14 protein-coding genes are annotated in these 17,285 nt (G+C 72.8%); 10 read left to right on the top strand and 4 right to left on the bottom strand.

Annotation, left to right across the window (positions count from 1 at the left end; genetic code table 11):
- The first annotated feature begins 49 nt into the window (after positions 1–49).
- The 3 genes from AB0I21_RS46555 to AB0I21_RS46545 all read left to right on the top strand — a co-directional run bounded on the left by AB0I21_RS46555 (position 50) and on the right by AB0I21_RS46545 (position 3,899).
- Positions 50–271, top strand: a complete 222-nt coding sequence (locus tag AB0I21_RS46555) for a hypothetical protein (RefSeq protein WP_360570743.1) — start codon at positions 50–52, stop codon at positions 269–271.
- Positions 272–302: 31 nt separating this feature from the next.
- Positions 303–1,559, top strand: coding sequence for a M48 family metallopeptidase (locus AB0I21_RS46550; RefSeq protein ID WP_360570741.1), 1,257 nt, complete (start codon positions 303–305; stop codon positions 1,557–1,559).
- Between the two features lie 1,200 nt (positions 1,560–2,759).
- Positions 2,760–3,899: a glycosyltransferase family 4 protein gene (locus AB0I21_RS46545; RefSeq protein WP_360570739.1), complete on the top strand. Its 1,140-nt coding sequence runs from the start codon at positions 2,760–2,762 to the stop codon at positions 3,897–3,899.
- A gap of 1,312 nt (positions 3,900–5,211) precedes the next feature.
- Here the strand turns inward: AB0I21_RS46545 and AB0I21_RS46540 are convergent.
- The 3 genes from AB0I21_RS46540 to AB0I21_RS46530 all read right to left on the bottom strand — a co-directional run bounded on the left by AB0I21_RS46540 (position 5,212) and on the right by AB0I21_RS46530 (position 9,348).
- Positions 5,212–5,880 (bottom strand): response regulator transcription factor, encoded by a 669-nt coding sequence (locus tag AB0I21_RS46540; protein WP_033362529.1) that lies wholly within the window; start codon positions 5,878–5,880, stop codon positions 5,212–5,214.
- 32 nt (positions 5,881–5,912) lie between these two features.
- A complete protein-coding gene (locus AB0I21_RS46535) occupies positions 5,913–7,454 on the bottom strand; it encodes a GAF domain-containing protein (protein ID WP_360570758.1) in 1,542 nt (513 codons plus the stop codon).
- A 94-nt stretch (positions 7,455–7,548) separates the two neighbouring features.
- The gene (locus tag AB0I21_RS46530; protein WP_360570737.1) at positions 7,549–9,348 is read right to left on the bottom strand and encodes a long-chain fatty acid--CoA ligase; all 1,800 of its coding nucleotides are present in this window, start codon (positions 9,346–9,348) and stop codon (positions 7,549–7,551) included.
- A gap of 86 nt (positions 9,349–9,434) precedes the next feature.
- On the opposite strand from AB0I21_RS46530, the gene AB0I21_RS46525 reads away from it, so the two are divergent.
- From AB0I21_RS46525 to AB0I21_RS46500, 6 genes are all read left to right on the top strand, one after another.
- Positions 9,435–9,881: an SRPBCC family protein gene (locus AB0I21_RS46525; protein WP_360570735.1), complete on the top strand. Its 447-nt coding sequence runs from the start codon at positions 9,435–9,437 to the stop codon at positions 9,879–9,881.
- A complete protein-coding gene (locus tag AB0I21_RS46520) occupies positions 9,878–10,354 on the top strand; it encodes a hypothetical protein (RefSeq protein ID WP_360570733.1) in 477 nt (158 codons plus the stop codon). Before AB0I21_RS46525 ends, AB0I21_RS46520 begins: the two co-directional genes overlap by 4 nt.
- A 26-nt stretch (positions 10,355–10,380) precedes the next feature.
- Positions 10,381–11,325, top strand: coding sequence for an ROK family glucokinase (locus tag AB0I21_RS46515; RefSeq protein WP_360570731.1), 945 nt, complete (start codon positions 10,381–10,383; stop codon positions 11,323–11,325).
- Entirely contained in the window at positions 11,322–11,996 is a 675-nt protein-coding gene (locus AB0I21_RS46510) for an endonuclease/exonuclease/phosphatase family protein (RefSeq protein ID WP_360570729.1), read from the top strand. Before AB0I21_RS46515 ends, AB0I21_RS46510 begins: the two co-directional genes overlap by 4 nt.
- Positions 11,997–12,247: 251 nt before the next feature.
- Positions 12,248–13,651, top strand: a complete 1,404-nt coding sequence (locus tag AB0I21_RS46505; protein ID WP_360570727.1) for an NAD(P)-binding domain-containing protein — start codon at positions 12,248–12,250, stop codon at positions 13,649–13,651.
- 32 nt (positions 13,652–13,683) lie between these two features.
- Entirely contained in the window at positions 13,684–14,508 is an 825-nt protein-coding gene (locus AB0I21_RS46500; RefSeq protein ID WP_360570756.1) for an alpha/beta hydrolase, read from the top strand.
- 1,022 nt (positions 14,509–15,530) lie between these two features.
- Here AB0I21_RS46500 and AB0I21_RS46495 read toward each other — a convergent pair.
- Positions 15,531–16,397: a DUF308 domain-containing protein gene (locus AB0I21_RS46495; RefSeq protein WP_360570725.1), complete on the bottom strand. Its 867-nt coding sequence runs from the start codon at positions 16,395–16,397 to the stop codon at positions 15,531–15,533.
- 180 nt (positions 16,398–16,577) lie between these two features.
- Here AB0I21_RS46495 and AB0I21_RS46490 point away from each other — a divergent pair, with 180 nt between their 5' ends.
- Complete coding sequence (locus tag AB0I21_RS46490; RefSeq protein WP_360570723.1) at positions 16,578–17,279, top strand: lysophospholipid acyltransferase family protein; 702 nt, start codon at positions 16,578–16,580, stop codon at positions 17,277–17,279.
- Positions 17,280–17,285 lie beyond the last annotated feature (6 nt).

Genomic DNA, 17,285 nt, shown 5'->3' with positions numbered 1-17,285 from the left:
ATACCCCCCGCTTACCGTGGAGCTACAGACGGTCAACGGAGGAGGAGCGATGCTCGTCGACTGCGAGACCTGTTCAGTGCGCGGCACCGCCTGCGGGGGTTGCGTGGTGACCCTGCTGCTCGACACGCCACCCGCCCTGCACCAGCTCGGCGAGGCCGAGGTCCGCGCCATCGAGGTGTTCGAGCGGGCCGGGTTCGAGGTCACCGTGCTCGACCCCACCCACGTCGAGCCGGCCGCACCGCGCCGGTCGAGACGGCACCGCGCCGCATAAGCTTGCGGAGTTTCCGACCAGGAGGTGCGGCGTGACCCCTCGGGCTTGGGCGGCGATCACCCTCGCGGCGCTGATCGTCGCGGTCGTGGTGGTCGCGGCGCTGCGGGTGCCCTGGTCGGCGCCGCCCGCGCCGCGAGCCGACCAGCTCGCCGCGCTCGACACGCTGCCCGCCGACACCGTCGCCAAGGGGCAGGCGTTCCACGCGGCGCTGCGCCCCGGGATGTATCTGTCCATCGGCCTCGGCCTGCTCGTCGCGCTCCTGCTCGGCCTGACCCCGGCCGGCGCGTGGATCGTCGAGCAGGTGTCCCGGCCGTTCAATGGCCACTGGCTCGCCCGGGCGCTGCTCGGCGGGCTCGCCGTCGTCTTCGTCGGTGAGGTGGCGGCGCTGCCCCTCGCCGCCTGGCGCCAGTCCATCCTCAGGCGCTATGGGCTGTCCACGCAGGACTGGTCCGCCTGGACGGTCGACATGCTCAAGGGCTATGCCGTCGGTGCGGTGATCGGCGCGGTCGTGCTCGTCGGCTTCTTCACCATCACGCACTTCGTGCCCCGCTGGTGGTGGGCGTGGGGAGCGGTCGGCGCCGCCCTGCTCACGGTGCTGCTGTCGTTCATCTTCCCGGTGCTGGTCGAGCCGGTCTTCAACAAGTTCACCCCCATGCCCGAGGGGGAGCAGCGGACCCGGCTCATGGCGCTCGCCGAGCGCGACGGCGTCCCCGTCCGCGACGTGCTGATCGCCGACGCGTCCCGCCGCACCCGGGCCGTCAACGCGTATGTGTCCGGTCTCGGCCCGACCCGCCGCATCGTCGTCTACGACACCCTGCTGGAGAAGGCGCCGCCGGAGGAGGTCGAGTCGGTCGTCGCGCACGAGCTCGGCCACGCCAAGGACGGCGACGTGCTCACCGGCACGCTGCTCGGCGCGTTCGGCGCGGCCGCCGCCGTCTGCGCGCTGTACCTGCTGGGCTCGTGGGGCGCCCTGCTGCGCCGCGCGGGCGTGGACTCGATCGGCGAGCCGCGCGCGGTCGCCCTGCTGATCGCCGTCGCGACCGTGGCGGGCCTGCTCGCCGGCCCGGCCCAGGCGTTCGTGTCGCGCCGCGTCGAGGCCCGCGCCGACCGGCACGCCCTGCAGCTCACCGCCGACCCGGCCGGCTTCGAGGCCATGCAGGGCCGGCTCTCCCTGGTCAACCTCGGCGACCCCGACCCCAACCCCGTCGAGCAGTTCCTGTTCGGCTCCCACCCGACCGCCGTGGAGCGCATGGCCGAGGCCCGCGCCTGGGCCCGAGGCGAGCGATGACCACTCCGCTCACCACCCTCGAAGTCCTGCCGGCCGCTGGCGGTGTTCGGCCCTTCGCCGCGGTGGGGCGCCGGGCGCATTTCCGTCTGGGTCGTGGTGGCTCGCTTGGCCGAGCTGCGCGTCTGGGTTTGAGGCGTCCGATGGTCGTTCCGCTCGTCGCCCACGACGTCCTGCCGGTCGCCGGTGGTGTCCGGCCCTTCGCCGGTGGTGTCCGGCCCTTCGCCGCGGTGGGGTGTCGTGAGCAGTCCTGTCCAGGTCGTGGTGCGGTGCATGGCCGCGCTGCGCGTCCGGGCATGAGGGAAGCGATGACCAGCCAGCGCTCCACGTGTGACGTTCTGCCGGGTGCCGGCGGGGCTCTGCGCTTCACGATGGCGGGGTGTCGTGCGGAATTCCGTCCAGGCCGCGGCACGGGGCGTGTGACGACCAGCCTGCTTGCCGGCCGTGACGTTGTGTCGGGGGTCCGGCGGTTCGGCGGGGTGGAGTGTCGTGCGCGGCTTCGGCCGGGGCGCTGTGCTGTGGGCGGTCGGGGCGTGCGGCGTGCGATGACCGTCTCGCTCGCCGGTCGTGACGACCTGCCGGGTCGTGGCAGCGGTCGGCGGTCCGGTGCGGCGGGGTGCGGAGCGTCGGAGCGACCATGCTGCTCGTGACCCAGGACGTTCCGGTGGGCCGTGGCGGAGTTCGGCGGCACAGCCTGGTGATGCCAGAGGTGACTCCGTGCGCCCGGCAACGGCCGGGTGGCCGGCGAAGGAGTGGGGCGGCGATGACCAAGGTGCTGACCGGCCGCGACCTGCTGCGCTGCGGCAGGGTTCGGCCGTCGGCCCTGGTGAAGCCGTCGGGCCTGGTGAAGCCGTCGGGCTCGGTGAAGCCGTCGGGTCCGGTGGAGTTGCCGTCGGGCCTGGTGAAGCCGTCGGGCTCGGTGAAGCCGTCGGGTCCGGTGGAGTTGCCGTCGGGCTCGGTGGAGTTGCCGTCGGGCTCGGTGGAGTTGCCGTCGGGCTCGGTGGCGTGGGGGAGTGTCCCGGCCGTTCCCGGGTGGTTGGCGGAGGGGCGGAGCTGCGATGCGCGCTCTGCCCGTCACCGCCGTGCACCGCGGCGTGCCGGCGGGGTCGGCGGCGGGGCCCGGAGGACCTGGTCGTCGCGCATGACGTGTGGTCGCACGGGGGTGTGGTGCGGCCGGGTGGTTGCTGGAAGGGTGGGGGCGCGATGACCACGCTGCTCGTGACGAATGACTTTCCGCCGCGGCCGGGTGGGATCCAGCAGTTCGTGCACAACCTTGCCGTGCGTCAGCCCGCGGGGTCGGTCGTCGTGTACTGCTCGACGTTCCGGGGGGCGGAGAAGTTCGACGCGGAGCAGCCGTTCGAGGTGGTGCGGGAGCGGACCGGCATGCTGCTGCCGACGGCCGGGGTCGCGCGGCGGGCCGCTGAGCTGGCGCGGGCGCACGGGTGCGACAGCGTGTGGTTCGGGGCGGCGGCGCCGCTCGGGCTGCTGGCCGGCGGGCTGCGGCGGCGGGCCGGGGTGGAGCGGGTCGTCGCGCTCACCCACGGGCACGAGGTCGGCTGGGCGGCGCTGCCCGGCGCGCGGAGCCTGCTGCGGCGCATCGGGCGGGGCGCGGACGTCGTCACGTACCTCGGCGAGTACACCCGCACCCGGCTCGCCAAGGCGCTGGACGGGCTCACGTCGTTGCAGCGGCTGGCGCCGGGTGTCGACGTCGACGCGTACTCGCCACAGGTCGACCGGCAGCTGATCCGCGCCCGTCACGGCCTCGCCGACCGGCCGGTGGTCGTGTGCGTGTCCCGGCTCGTGCCGCGCAAAGGGCAGGACGTGCTGATCCGGGCGCTGCCGCTCATCCGCCGCGCCGTTCCCGATGCTGCGCTGCTGGTGGTCAGCGGTGGGCCGTACCGGCCTGCGCTGGAGCGGCTCGCGCGTGAGGCGGGGGTCGAGCGGGACGTCGTGTTCACCGGGTCCGTGTCGTGGGCGGAGCTGCCGGCGTACTACGCCGCCGGTGACGTGTTCGCCATGCCGTGCCGGACCCGGCGCCGTGGCCTCGACGTCGAAGGGCTCGGCATCGTGTACCTCGAAGCCTCCGCCACCGGCCTGCCGGTCGTCGCGGGTGACTCCGGCGGCGCGCCCGACGCCGTCCGCGAGGGCGAGACCGGCTTCGTCGTCCCCGGCCGCGACGTCGCCGCCGTCGCCGACCGCGTCACGACCCTGCTGCGCGACCCGGCCCTCGCCGCGAAGATGGGCGCCGCGGGCCGCGCCTGGGTCGAGTCGGACTGGCGCTGGGAGACCCAGGCGGACCGGCTCCGCACCATGCTCACCACACCCGCGCCCGACTTACCCTGACCCGCTCCACAGCCGACGGCGATGACCACCGCCGGCGACAACCGGGGGAAGGACGGTGATGAACGAGGCACACGACAGCTCCTGCCAGGGCGACGGCGGGTAGACGGGATGCCGGCGGGGCCAAGGCGAGGCCCGGGTGCGGTGCGGTCCGGCGTGCGCCCGGCGGTGCCGTCATGCCGCCGCACGATCTGGCAACGGCCGTGCACCTGGTCGGATGAGATGCACCGCGAGACGGCCAAGCGGGCGTCGGTGACAGGCCGGCCGAGCGGCCGCGGTGCGTCGTGGGGCAACTGAGCGGGGCGCGGTGCGCTGCGGGGGCATTGAGCAGGCGTGATGTCGGCTGGGTGTGCTGCTGCCGTGCCGTTGGGTCGGCAGGCGCGACGAGTTGGTCGGGCGGAGGCAAGACGCCGCGGTCTGGACGGATCGCTCGGGTTCCGCGGGCATGAGGGCGGCCCGGTGCTGGTGGCGTGGTCGCGACGGCGGTGCGGTTGCAGGCGCAGTGGGTGGCTGCGCGTCGAACCGGGGCTCGATGGCGGTTCGCGGCCGAAGTCGAACGCCGTCGTGCGTCCGGATGGTGCGCGGCCCGAAGGTTGTAGGTCCTGCGGGCGCTGGGCTGTGGTGTCCGACCTGGTGTCGCCGTTTCGGGGGACCGGGCCTGGGCGATGGGCGGGGTGCTGGGCCGTGGTGTCCGGCCCGTGGCGGTCGTCCGCGGAGTGTGCTCGGGCGTGGGGTCGGCGATGCGACGGTGAGCGCCGTGACGTGGTCTGGTGAGGTGCTGGGCCTGTGGTGTTCGACCTGGTGTCGCCGTTTCGGGGGACCGGGCCTGGGCGATGGGCGGGGTGCTGGGCCGTGGTGTCCGGCCCGTGGCGGTCGTCCGCGGAGTGTGCTCAGGCGTGGCGTCGGCGATGCAAAGGTGAGCGCCGCGACGGGGTCTGGCGAGGTGCTGGGCTGTGGTGTCCGGCCGCGGCGGTCGAGTGCGGAGGTCGCTCAAGAGGGCGGCGGTCGGTCATTGAAGTCAACGCCGTAGAGCCGGCCGGGGTGCTGGATTGTGGTGTCCGGCCCGTGGCGGTTGTCTGCGGAGCCGGCGGTGGTGGTCCGTGAACGACGGTGAACGCCGTGGTGCGGTGGGGTGGTGGTGATGGCCGCGTGGGCGTCAGCTCGGAAAAGCGAGCGCGGGGTGGGCCGAAGGTGCGTGATGGTGGTCAATGGCGAAGTGGGGCCATCGGGGTTGAGAAACGACAGGCTGGCCGTTCTGGGGGTTGGGGGCAGATCGGCCAGCGCCTATCGAAAAGTCGAAATCCGGGGAAGTGGGTCAGAACTTCGGGGCGTCGGGGGCTTCGAGGAGGCCGAGCCGTAGGGCGGTCATGAGGGCCTGGGCGCGGTTGGCGGCGCCGAGCTTCTCGTACAGCTTCGATATGTGCGTCTTCGCGGTGGACTCGGAGACGAACAATTGCTTGGCGATGCCGGCGACGCTCATGCCGTCGGCGAGCAGGCGCAGCACCTGGCCCTCGCGGGGGGACAGCTGCGGGCCGCTGGGGGCCAGGCGCCGCTTCATCGCCTCGGCGAGGTCGGCGGCGGTGAACGCGGAAGGCGCCGACGCGGCGTGACGGGCCGCGGCGACCACCTCGTCGGCGGGGGCGGTCTTCGGCACGAACGCGGAGGCGCCGGCCTCGAGCGCGCCGAAGAGCTGGTCGTCGCCGGCGTACATGGTCAGGACCACGATGCCCATGGTGTTGCTGGTCTTGCGCAGGGCGCGGGTCGCCTCCAGGCCGCTGCCGTCGGGGAGGCGCAGGTCCATGATGACCACGTCGGGCTGCAGGGCGCCGGCCTGGCGGATCGCCTCGGCGGCCGTCGCGGCCTCGCCCACCACCTCGAACTGCCGGTCACGCTCGAAGGCGTGCCGCAGTCCTCGGCGGATGAGATCGTGGTCGTCGACGAGCAGAACTTTGGTACGTGTCGTCGGCGTCGCGGTAGTCGACATTCCCGGTGCTCTCTCCCTCTGGTGCCTTCACGCTACCGCGCACGCGGTGCGGTTCCGAGCACAACCGCCACTGTTGTCCCATTCGGCACGCGCGGTGTGATCTCCAACCGGCCTCGGATACGTTCCGCTCTCTCGGCCATGATCGCAAGACCATAGCGTCCGTCTGGGCGGTTCTCACCGATGCCGCTTCCATCGTCGGAGATTTCTACCTGTGCGAACGGTGGATCGACCGCGCACGTTACCCAAAGATTCTCCGCCCCGGCGTGTTTCCGCGCGTTCGTGATGGCTTCCTGGGCAATGCGCAGCAGTTCCGCCTCGACCGCGGCGGGCAGCCGGGCGGTGGTTTCGTCGAGCGAGAGGTGCACGCGGAGCCCGGCGGAGGCGCCGACGGTGCGGGCGTAGTCGGCGATCGCCGCGGTGAGGCCGCCGTACCGGTCGACCTCGCTGCGCAGCTCGAACAGCGACAGCCGCAGCTCGGTGATGACGCGGGTGACCTCGGCGCGCAGGATGCGCAGCTCCTCCTCGGCGGCGGCGGCGTCGGGCAGCGCGGCGACCGCGTTGTCGATGCCGTAGCCGACCATGACGAGCTCCTGGGCGACACCGTCGTGGATCTCGCGGGCGAGCCGCTGCCGCTCCTCGGTGGTGGCGAGGGACCGGACCTCGTCGAAGAGCAGCGCCGCCTCGAGGCGCAGCGCGGCCGCACCGGTCAGGCCGGTCACGCGGGCGAGGATCGCCGGCGGGTACGCCCCGGCGGTGTCACTCTCCAGGATGATGAGCCCGACGGTGCGGACGCCGGCGACGAGCGGCACGACCATCGAGGAGATGTCGCGGCTGGGCGCGACCGAGCGGGCCTGCGAGCGGCCAGACACGACCGGCTGCTGGGTCGCCCACGCGTCGGCGACGGAGCTCTCGGTGTCCAGCGCGGTCTCCCAGTCGAGGCGCTCCACGCCGGCCTGGGCGAGCACGACGAGCCGGCCGCCGCCGCTGCCGGACAGGACGGCGCCGCGGGACGACGGGACCATCGCCCGGACCTCGTCGAGGAGGTGCTCGGCGAGGCCGCCGGGGTCGAGGGTCGCGCCGGGCAGCTGCCGGGCGACGCTGCGCAGCTGGGTGAGCAGGCGGGTCGCCTCCACGTACGGCTGCGGCGTCTCGTCGGTGCGCCGGGCGAGGAACGCCCGCTGCAGGACCCCCGCCTGATACGCGCTGACCCCGGCGACGACCACCCAGGTCAGGCAGGCGGCGAGGTGCCGGCGGTCGTCGAGCACCCCGTCGACGGCGCCACCGGCCACGAGGAGCGCCACCGCGGCCGCGAGGTACCCGCCGGCGACGACCATCCCCGAGGCGAGGGCCGTGCCGACGACCGGCACCGGCAGGTACACGAGGAAGTCGGTGTCCACTCCGGAGGCGGCGAGCGCGACGACGAGCACCTCGGCGGCGCGCCCGAAGTGCGCGATCCGGTGCGCCGGCGGCGCGACCGTGGCGATCGCGACCGCGATCAGCAGCAGCGCGAGCCAGAGCAGCTCCTCGGCACGCGTGCCGTCGATGAACAGCAGCGCCGCGACGAGCGCGAGCATCAGGACACGAACCGCGATCACGGCGCCTCTGGGACGGTCGCCCAGCACCGTCAGCTCGGTCAACGAATGGTCCTCCCTACCGTAGGTGAATGCATCAGCGCTCGTAGATGGCGGCGATCTCGCCGGCGTACTCCTTCAGGACGACGTTCCGCTTCACCTTCAACGACGGAGTGAGCGTGCCGGTCGCCTCGGTGAAGTCCTGCGGCAGGATCCGGAACACCTTGATCGCCTCGGCCTTCGACACGGCGGCGTTGGCGTCGTCGATCGCGGTCTGGATCTCGGCGCGCAGCTCGGGGTCGTCGGCGAGCGCGGCCGCGTCGGCGCCGGCGGGCTTGCCGTGCGCGGAGGCCCAGGCCGGCAGCGCGTCGGGGTCGATGGTGACGAGGGCGGCGATGAACGGCTGCCGGTCGCCGACGACCATGCACTGGCTGACGAGCGGGTGCGCGCGGACCCGGTCCTCCAGGACGGCCGGGGCGACGTTCTTGCCGCCGGCGGTGACGATGAGCTCCTTCTTGCGGCCGGTGATGCGCAGGTACCCGTCGTCGTCGAGCTCGCCGATGTCGCCGGTGTGGAACCAGCCGTCCGCGTCGATCGCCTCCGCCGTCGCGGCGGGGTTGTTCCAGTACCCCTTGAAGACGATGTCGCCCTGGACGAGGATCTCGCCGTCGTCGTCGATGCGGATCGTGACGCCGGGCAGCGGGCGCCCGACGGTGCCCATGCGCGCGCCGGTGTCGCGGTTGGCGTTGGTGGCAGGGGAGGTCTCGGTCAGCCCGTACCCCTCGAAGATGGTGACGCCGATGCCGCGGTAGAAGTGCGCGAGCCGCTCGCCGAGGGGCGCGCCGCCGGAGATCGCCCGCGAGCACTGCCCGCCGAGCGCGGCCCGCAGCTTCCCGTACACGAGACGGTCGAACAACGCGTGCTGCGCGCGCAACAGCGGACCGGGCCGCTCCGCGGAGCTGAACGCGATCGCCACCCGCTCCGCCCGGTCGAAGATGGCACCCTTGCCATCGGCGTGGGCGCGCTGCTTCGCCGTGTTGTACACCTTCTCGAACACGCGCGGCACCGACAGCACGAACGTCGGCCGGAAGCTCTGCAGGGTCGCCGCCAGGTTCTTCGTGTCGGCGGTGTGGCCCATCGTGGCCCTGGCCTGCACGACGCCGATCTGGATCAGCCGGGCGAACGAGTGCGCCAGGGGCAGGAACAGCAGCGTCCGGGCGCCCTGGTGGAACAGCGACTGCAGCTCGGGGATCGCGTTGACGATGTCCGACAGCATGTTGCGGTGGGTGATCATGCAGCCCTTGGGCCGGCCGGTGGTCCCGCTGGTGTAGATGATCGTGGCGAGGTCGTCGGCCCTGGTGCCGGCCCGCCGCCGCTCGACGTCCTCGCGGGGCACGGCCGCGCCGTCGGCGCCGAGGACGTCGATCGCGCCGGGCGTGCCGGGCGCGCCGTCGATCTGCCACACGTGCTCGACCGCCGGCAGCCGGTCGCGGATCGCGGCGACCGTGTCGCGGTGCGTGTCGGTCTCGACGAAGCAGGCGACGGCGCCGGAGTCCTCGAGGATCCAGGCGACCTGCTCCGCGCTGGACGTCTCGTAGATCGGCACGGTGACCGCGCCGACCGACCAGATCGCGTAGTCGATGAGGGTCCACTCGTAGCGCGTCTTGCTCATCAGCGCGACCCGCTCACCGGGCTCGACGCCGGCGGCGAGCAGCCCCCGGGCGAGCGTCAGCACCTGGTCGTGGAACTGCGCGCAGGTGACATCCTGCCACCCGTCAGCTTGCTGGCGCTGGAACTGCACCGCGTCCGGCGCGGTGACCGCGTTGTCCCACACGGGGTCGGTCAGCGTGGCGTGGTCGCCGACAGTGACCGCTGAGGGCACGGTGAACTCGCGCACGTTCCGACTCCTTCGTTTCAACCCGTATTCGGGAACCTACCCTGCCGACGGATCGCCAGGCGCACCGCAGAGGTAGCCTGCCACGCATGGCCGACACTTCGACGCAGTCGATCGTCATTGACGCGCCCCCGGAGCGCATCGCCGAGGTCATCGCCGACTTCGCCCGATATCCCGAGTGGGTCGCCGCGGTGAAGTCGGTCGAGGTGGTCGAGGAGTACGAGGACGGCTACGCCAGTCAGGTGCGCTTCGCGCTGGACTCCGGCCCGGTGTCGGACGAGTACACGCTGCAGTACGAGTATGCCGAGGACCTGACCCGGATAGAGTGGAGCCTGGTCGCGCCGTCGAAGATGCAGAAGCAGCAGGACGGCTCCTACGACATCACCGCCAACGGCGACGGCACCTCCACGGTCACGTACTCCCTCGCCGTGGAGCTCGCGATCGGCATGCTCGGCATGTTCAAGCGCAAGGCCGAGAAGATGATCATGGACACGGCACTCAAGGAGCTCAAGCGGCGGGTCGAGGGGGCGGCATGACCCGGGATCCGCGCGAGGAGGCCGAACGCCTCGTCGCGACCGCCCTCGCCGCGCTGTCGGTCGCCGCGAACAGCACCGCCGGCTTCGCCACCGGCTCCGCCGAGTGCTGCGTCTGCCCCGTCTGCAAGGCGATCGCCGCCGCTCGTGACCCGGATCCGGAGTTCGCCGAGCGGCTCGCCAGCGGTGTCGGCGACCTGGCCGTCGGCCTGGCCGGCGTCCTGCGCACCTTCGGCAGCCGCGACGCGGGGTTCGGCCCTGGCGGCCGCGGCGCCACGTCCGGCCCCGGCGGTGACGACGCGGGGTCCAGCCCCGGCGACCGTGGAGACGATGCCGACGGGTCGGCGGGCCACACCGGTACATCAGCCGGAAACGCACCAGGAGACGTGTGGCGGGACGCCACAGCGGAGACACCGAAGTCGCCGAAACCGATGGCCAAGAAGGCCGTCAAGCCCAAGATTGATCCCGAGGCATAGCGCCTGTGCGAGAGGAGACAGACGCGGTGGGATTGACCATCGGAGTCGACATCGGCGGAACCAAGGTCCTCGGCGGAGTCGTCGACTCGGCGGGTGACGTCCTCGCGCAGACCCGGCGCGACACGCCGGCGCAGGACTCGTCGCAGACGGCCGACCGGATCATCGAGGTGATCCAGGAGCTGGCCGCCGCGCACCCCGTCGACGCCGTCGGCATCGGCGCGGCCGGCTGGATCGACGCGACCCGCTCGACCGTCCAGTTCGCCCCCAACCTCGCCTGGCGCAACGAGCCGCTGCGCGAGAAGATCACCGCCGCGGTCGGCCTGCCCGTCGTCGTGGAGAACGACGGCAACGCCGCCACCTGGGCGGAGTTCCAGTTCGGCGCCGGCCACGACGCCGACAGCTCGATGGTCCTCTTCACCGTCGGCACCGGTATCGGCGGCGGCATCGTCATCAACGGCGGCCTCATCCGCGGCACCAACGGCATCGCCGCCGAGCTCGGCCACATGACGATGGTCCCCGGCGGCCACCCCTGCGGCTGCGGGCGCAACGGCTGCCTCGAGCAGTACGCCAGCGGCAACGCCCTCGTCCGCTTCGCCAAGGCCGACGCCCGCGAACGCCCGGAGCTCGCCGAACAGCTCCTCGCCCTGGTCGGCGGCGACGTCGACGCCATCCGGGGCCACTTCGTGACGCAGGCCGCCCGCCTCGGCGACACCGTCGCGACCGGCGCCTTCGAGCAGATCGGCCGCTGGCTCGGCGTCGCCCTCGCCGACATCGTGCAGATCCTCGACCCGCAGGTCATCGTCGTCGGCGGCGGTGTCATCGACGCCGGCGACCTGCTCATGAAGCCCGCCCGGGCCAGCTACGAGGAGCAGCTCGCCCAGCGCGGCCGGCTCCCCGTCGCCGAGGTCCGCCCCGCCCTCATGGGCAACCTCGCGGGAGTGGTCGGAGCCGCCGACCTGGCGCGCGTATGAGCAAACTCAGGGTCCTCTCCTACAACCTGCACAGCCTGCGGGACGACCGCCGCGCCCTCTCGCAGGTCGTGCGGGAGATCGCGCCCGACGTGGCGATCCTGCAGGAGGCGCCCCGCCGCTTCCGGTGGCGGCAGAAGTCGGCGGCCCTCGCCCGCGACTTCGAGCTCGTCATCGGCGGCGGCGGCCTGCCGTCCCTGGGCAACCTCGTCCTGCTCAACCTGCGCGTCCGCCCGATCGACGCCTTCGACATCCGCTACCCGCTGACCCCCGGCCGGCACATGCGCGGCGCCGCGTTCGTCCGCTGCCGCGTCGGGCGGTCGGCGTTCGCGGTCGCCGGCTCCCACCTGTCCACCGACGCCACCGAACGCCCCGGCCAGGCCACGCTGCTCAAACAGCACCTGTCCGAGCTGGCCGAGCCGGTCGTCTTCGCCGCCGACCTCAACGAGAACTCCGGCGGCGCCGCCTGGCGCACCCTCGCCGACGGCCTCGTCGACAGCGCCGGCGCCGACGCCCGCTACACGTACCCGTGCTCCGCCCCACGCGAACGCCTCGACGTCGTCTTCGTCGACCCCCGCATCACCGTCCTGTCCTACGAGGTCGTCGACACCCCCGCCGCCCGCCAGGCCAGCGACCACTTCCCGGTCGTCGTCGAGCTCGACCTGCCCGAGTAGCCCGCCCCTTCCCGCCTTTCCGCCGCGACCTGCGGCCGCGACAACCCGCCGCGCCGTTTCATGATCCGGAAGACTTCTTGTCGCTATGACGGCAATAACTCTTCCGGATCATGGGGGACGGGTTCGGGGGTGTGACGTGCGGGACTGGACAAACCAGCGCCGAGCGGACGAGGATCTGCCCGCGACAAGGCGTGCGCGGCGACCGGGGCGCACGGTGCAGTGGGACGCGGTGCAGTGGGGAGACGACGCGGGTGACGAGCTTCGACGAACTGGCCGGCGGCGCGACCCACTGGCGCGACGGCGAACCCGTCTACGACCGCGGCGACACCGTCTGCGTCATCGGCGCCGGCGGCACCGGCCTCACCGCGATCAAGAACCTCCGCGAGGCGGGCTTCGGCGTCGACTGCTACGAGCGCGAGACCGGCGTCGGCGGCGGGTGGAACTGGCGGCACGACCGCAGCCCCGTGTACTCCAGCACGCACCTGATCTCGTCGAAGCCGTTCACGCAGTTCCCCGACTTCCCGATGCCCGACGACTGGCCCGACTACCCGCACCACTCGCAGCTGCTCGCCTACTTCGAGCGGTACGCCGACCACTTCTCGCTGCGGGAGCACATCTGGTTCGGCACCGAGGTCGCCCGGGTCGAACCCGCCGACGACCCGGCCGGCGGCCCGCCGCGGTGGGACGTCACCGTGCGCGGCTCGCGGGGCGGGGCGCCGCGCACCATGCGCTACGCCGCCGTCGTGGTCGCCAACGGGCACAACTGGTCGCCGAAGATGCCCGAGTATGAGGGGCTCGAGGACTTCCGCGGCAAGGTCATCCACGCCAGTCAGTACAAGGACGCCTCCCAGCTGCGCGGGCGCAAGGTGCTGGTCGTCGGCGCCGGCAACACCGGCTGCGACATCGCGGTCGAGGCGGCCCAGCAGGCGGCGAAGTGCTGGCACTCGACCCGCCGCGGCTACTGGTACGCGCCGAAGTACGCCCTCGGCAAACCCGCCGACCAGGTCAACGACCGGATCCTCGCGATGCGGCTGCCGTTCCGGCTGCGCCAGTGGCTGCTGCAACGCACGATCAACATGACCGTCGGCGACCTGACCCGCTTCGGCCTGCCGAAACCCGACCACGGCCTGCTCGAGATGCACCCGCTCGTCAACAGCCAGCTGCCGTACTACCTCGGACACGGCGGGATCACGCCGCTGTCCGACGTCAAGCGCTTCGACCGCACGGACGTCGTCCTCACCGACGGCCGCACGATCGACCCCGACCTGGTGGTCTTCGCCACGGGGTACCGGCCGAGCTTCGACTTCCTCGCCCCGGAGCTGCTCTCGACGGACTCGGCCGGCCGCCCGCGACTGGCGCTGCAGATGCTGTCGCGCACCCACCCGACCCTCGCCGTCGCCGGCCTGCTGCAGCCCGACTCGGGGGTGTTCACGCTGTCGCACTGGCAGGCGGTGTTCATCGCCCAGTGGCTGCGCGTCCTCGACGCGTCGCCGACCCGCGCGCAGGCCCTGTGGGCGAAGCTGCGCCAGGACGGCGACCGGCGCTTCACCGCCGGCAAGGTCACCGACTCGACCCGGCACTGGTTCGAGGTGAGCCACTTCGTGTACCTGCAGGAGCTGGAGAAGTCCCTGCACGAGCTGGAGGCGGTCCGTTGACCACCCGTGCCCCGTCCGCCACGACCCGCGTCATGCGCTCCGACGAGTGGTCGTCGCCGCCGAAGCCGGTGCGGCGCGAGGTGCTCACCGAGCAGCCCACCTCGTCTTCGTCTTTGGCTTCCTCTTCGTCTTTGGCTTCGGCTTCCGATGACCGCCCGCCGGTGCTGTTCGTTCCCGGGTACGGCCACGGCGCCTGGGCCTTCGCCCAGCACTGGCTGGAGCACACCGCCGGCCGGGGCTTCCCCGCCGCCGCGATGAGCCTGCGCGGCCACGGCGGCAGCGGCCCCGACCCCGACGCCCGCCTGCGCGACTACGTCCACGACGTCACCCAGGTCGCCGCCGGCCTGCCGAAGCAGGCGATCCTCGTCGGTCACGGCACCGGCGCCCTCGTCGTGGCGATGGCGCTCGCCCGGTACCCGGCCCGCGCCGGCGTCCTCGTCGCCCCCGTCTTCGGCGGCCTGGCCACCGCGCTCGGCCTGCTGCGCCGCAACCCCGCCGGCACGCTCCCCGGCCTCTTCGGCGGCCACGTCAGCCTGCGCTCCACGCAGCTGTTCAGCCGCTCGCTGCCGGCCTCGGCGGCCCAGTCGTTCGCCGCCCGCCTCCAGCGCGTCCCCGCCGGCGCGCAGCGTCAGCTCATCCGCCGCCAGGAGCCCGAACCCCCGGTCGGCGCCCCGCCGGTCCTCGTCGCCGGCAGCCCCGACGACCGCGTGGTCTCCGCGTCGGCGCTGGAGTGGGTCGCCCGCAGGTACGGCGGCTCCCCGCTCCTCTTCCCAGGCATGGGCCACGACCTGATGCTCGACGCCCGCTGGCAGGAACCCATCGACGCCATCCTCGACTGGCTGGAGAAACCCGCCTGACCGCTTCACGCTTCACGCTGTATCGGCGTGCGCGCGGAGCGTGACTTCCGCAAGGTCGATTAGATCGATTGATGTACGGTGTGGAAGTAGGCCCGTCACCGGCACCGAGCCCGTCCTCGCCGCGACGTGCCGCGCCCTGCGACGTGCAACTCCCGAGGCCCGCCGCATTCCCGGCCGACGAAGCGCCCGCACGCCGCGCCCGCGCCCGCACGCCGCGCCCGCGCCCGCACGCCGCGCCCGCACGCCGCGCCCGCGCCCGCACGCCGCGCCGCTGCGGCAAGCCACCGGGCGGCGGCAGCAGGGCCCGCCGCAGCGCGCCGTTGCCGGCGGTGGTCAGACTCGGCCTCCCGTTGTAAAGGCGGCCTGACGCGGGCGCTGTTGTCGGGGCGTGGACGAGGGCCTGACGCGGGCGCTGTTGTCGGGGCGTGGGCGAGGGCCTGGCGCGGCGTGTCGTAGTCGGCAGTGGGTCGACGCGGGGCGTTGTCGTCTGGGTCGTCGTCGCTGGGGTGCAGGCGAGGGCTTGGCGCGGCGTGCCGACGGCGGGCCGGATGCGGGGGCCGTGGTGGAGGCCTTCGTCGCAGCAGGCCGGTGGCGGTGCGCGCGTTCAGGGTCGGCGCCGACCCCGCCACGGCACCGGGTTCAGGGTTGGCGCCGACCCCCGCCACGGCACCGGCCTGGGCGGGATCACCGCGGTTGCCGGGATGCGGACGAAGGGCGGGCGCGGCGGCGCCGCTGCCGGTGGTGGCCAGACGCAGCCTCCCGTTGTTGGGGGCGGCCAGACGCGGCGCTGTCGTCAGGGGTCGCCCTCCGCTGCCCCGGTCGAGCCCACCCCTCGGATCGCGGCGCCCATCCGCGCCGCCACCGACGTCCCGGAGCGATCCGCCAGTCGTCGCCGGGGCGCAGACGAGGGCCTGGCGCGGCGTGCTGCTGTCGGCGGTGGGCCGGACGCGGACCCGTGGTCGGGAGCGTCGTCCTGGTCGTTGGCGAAGGGCGGGCGCGGGGGTGCCGGTTCCAGGGGTGGGTCAGACTCGGGCGCCGTTGTCGGGGTCGTCGTCCTCGTCGTCGCCGGGGCGTAGGCGCAGGATCAGGGTGACGAAGCCGCTCAGCAGCAGGGCGAAGCCCAGGAACAGGGTGGACTGGGGGCCGAAGACCGGCAGGAGGTCGGGCCAGATCAGCAGGACCAGGCCGCCGATCAGGGCCAGGACCGCCAGGACGGTCGACGGGGCGATCCGTGGCAGCGGGGGAGGGGGAGGCGGGGTGTAGCCGGCGTCGTCCTCGTCGTCGGGCAGGTCGGCGCCGAAGGAGTCGAGGCTGTCCAGGAGGGAGCGGTCGACGGCGTCGGAGGCGCGGCGCAGCGGGGTGCGGGGGGCCGGCTCGGTGTCCATGTCGGCGGCGGCGGAGCCCGACGAGTCGAGGTCCTCGGCGGCGGGCCAGGGGGCGCTGGTCGGATCGACGGTGGTGTGGAAGCCGGCGATGATGCTGGCGAACGTCTCGTCGTCCGACTTGCGGCTCGTCTTGGCCTCCGAGGATGACTGGGATGACGGGGATGACTGGGGTGACTGGGGTGAGGGCGCCGTGGCGGGCTGGGGGGTCTCGGCGGGTGGGGTGTGCTGCTCGGGCACGGCGGTAAGCTGGGTGAAATAGTCGCGCGCCGTGGCGAGGTGGTCACGATCAGCGTAGAGCCGGTCGGTGGGTCTGGCGGGCAGGGTCGTGGTGCGCGTCACCGGGTGCAGGTCGGTGGCGGGCTGCAGATAGGCGGCGATGCCGCCGGCCGCCAGCACGTCCAGCAGATGCTCGCCGACCCGCGGGTCGACGTCTCCGACCACCGCGTATTCCTGCGCTACCAGGCCGTTGTCGCGCCGGCCGCGCCGCGCCCCACCCCCTGGCACCGCCTGCCCCTCCCCGCGGCCGACACCGCGACGACCGGGTCCGCCGCGAAAAAACCGCTGACCGAAATCCTGACACGTGCACGGGCGGTTCCGGGAGTGCGTTGTGGTGTGCCGAACTGGTTCGTAGGCTCTTTGCGACGGTCATCACCGATTGTCTGGCAGATCTTGGAAGGTTGAGCGGTGCTCTACTGGTTCCTCAAGTACATCGTCCTCGGGCCTGTGCTGAAGCTCATCTTCCGTCCCAGGGTGGAGGGGCTGGAGCACGTCCCCGCTGAGGGGCCCGTGATCATCGCCAGCAACCACCTGTCGTTCGCGGACTCGATCTTCATGCCGCTGAGCGTCAAACGGCGGGTCACGTTTCCGGCCAAAGCCGAGTATTTCACCGGCAAAGGCATCAAGGGCCGCCTGATCAAGCTGTTCTTCGCCGGCACTGGGCAGGTGCCGATCGACCGTTCCGGCGGGAAGGCGGCGCGGGCCGCGCTGGAGGTCGGCCTCAAGATCCTGCGGGAGGGCGGCATCTTCGGCATCTACCCGGAGGGCACCCGCTCGCCGGACGGCCGGCTCTACCGGGGCAAGACCGGGGTGGCCCGGCTGGCGCTGGAGTCCGGTGCCGTGGTCGTGCCGGTGGCGATGATGAACATGGACAAGGTTCAGCCGATCGGGCAGATCCTGCCGAACCTGAAGCGCGTGCACATCCGCTTCGGGCCGGCGCTGGACTTCTCCCGGTACGCGGGGATGGCCGGCGACCGGTTCATCGAGCGCGCCGTCACCGACGAGATCATGTATGAGCTGATGACCCTCTCCGGTCGCGAGTACATCGACATGTACGCGCAGAAGGTCAAGAGCACCCCGGAGCCGCAGAAGCAGCCCGTGGCGGCGTAAGGCCAG

Origin of the sequence: Dactylosporangium sp. NPDC050588 (genome assembly GCF_040654975.1) — a bacterium.
Taxonomy (GTDB): Bacteria; Actinomycetota; Actinomycetes; order Mycobacteriales; family Micromonosporaceae; genus Dactylosporangium; species Dactylosporangium maewongense.
The sequence above is the reverse complement of the archived record's forward strand: the minus strand, read 5'-3'. Positions and strand labels throughout refer to the sequence as shown.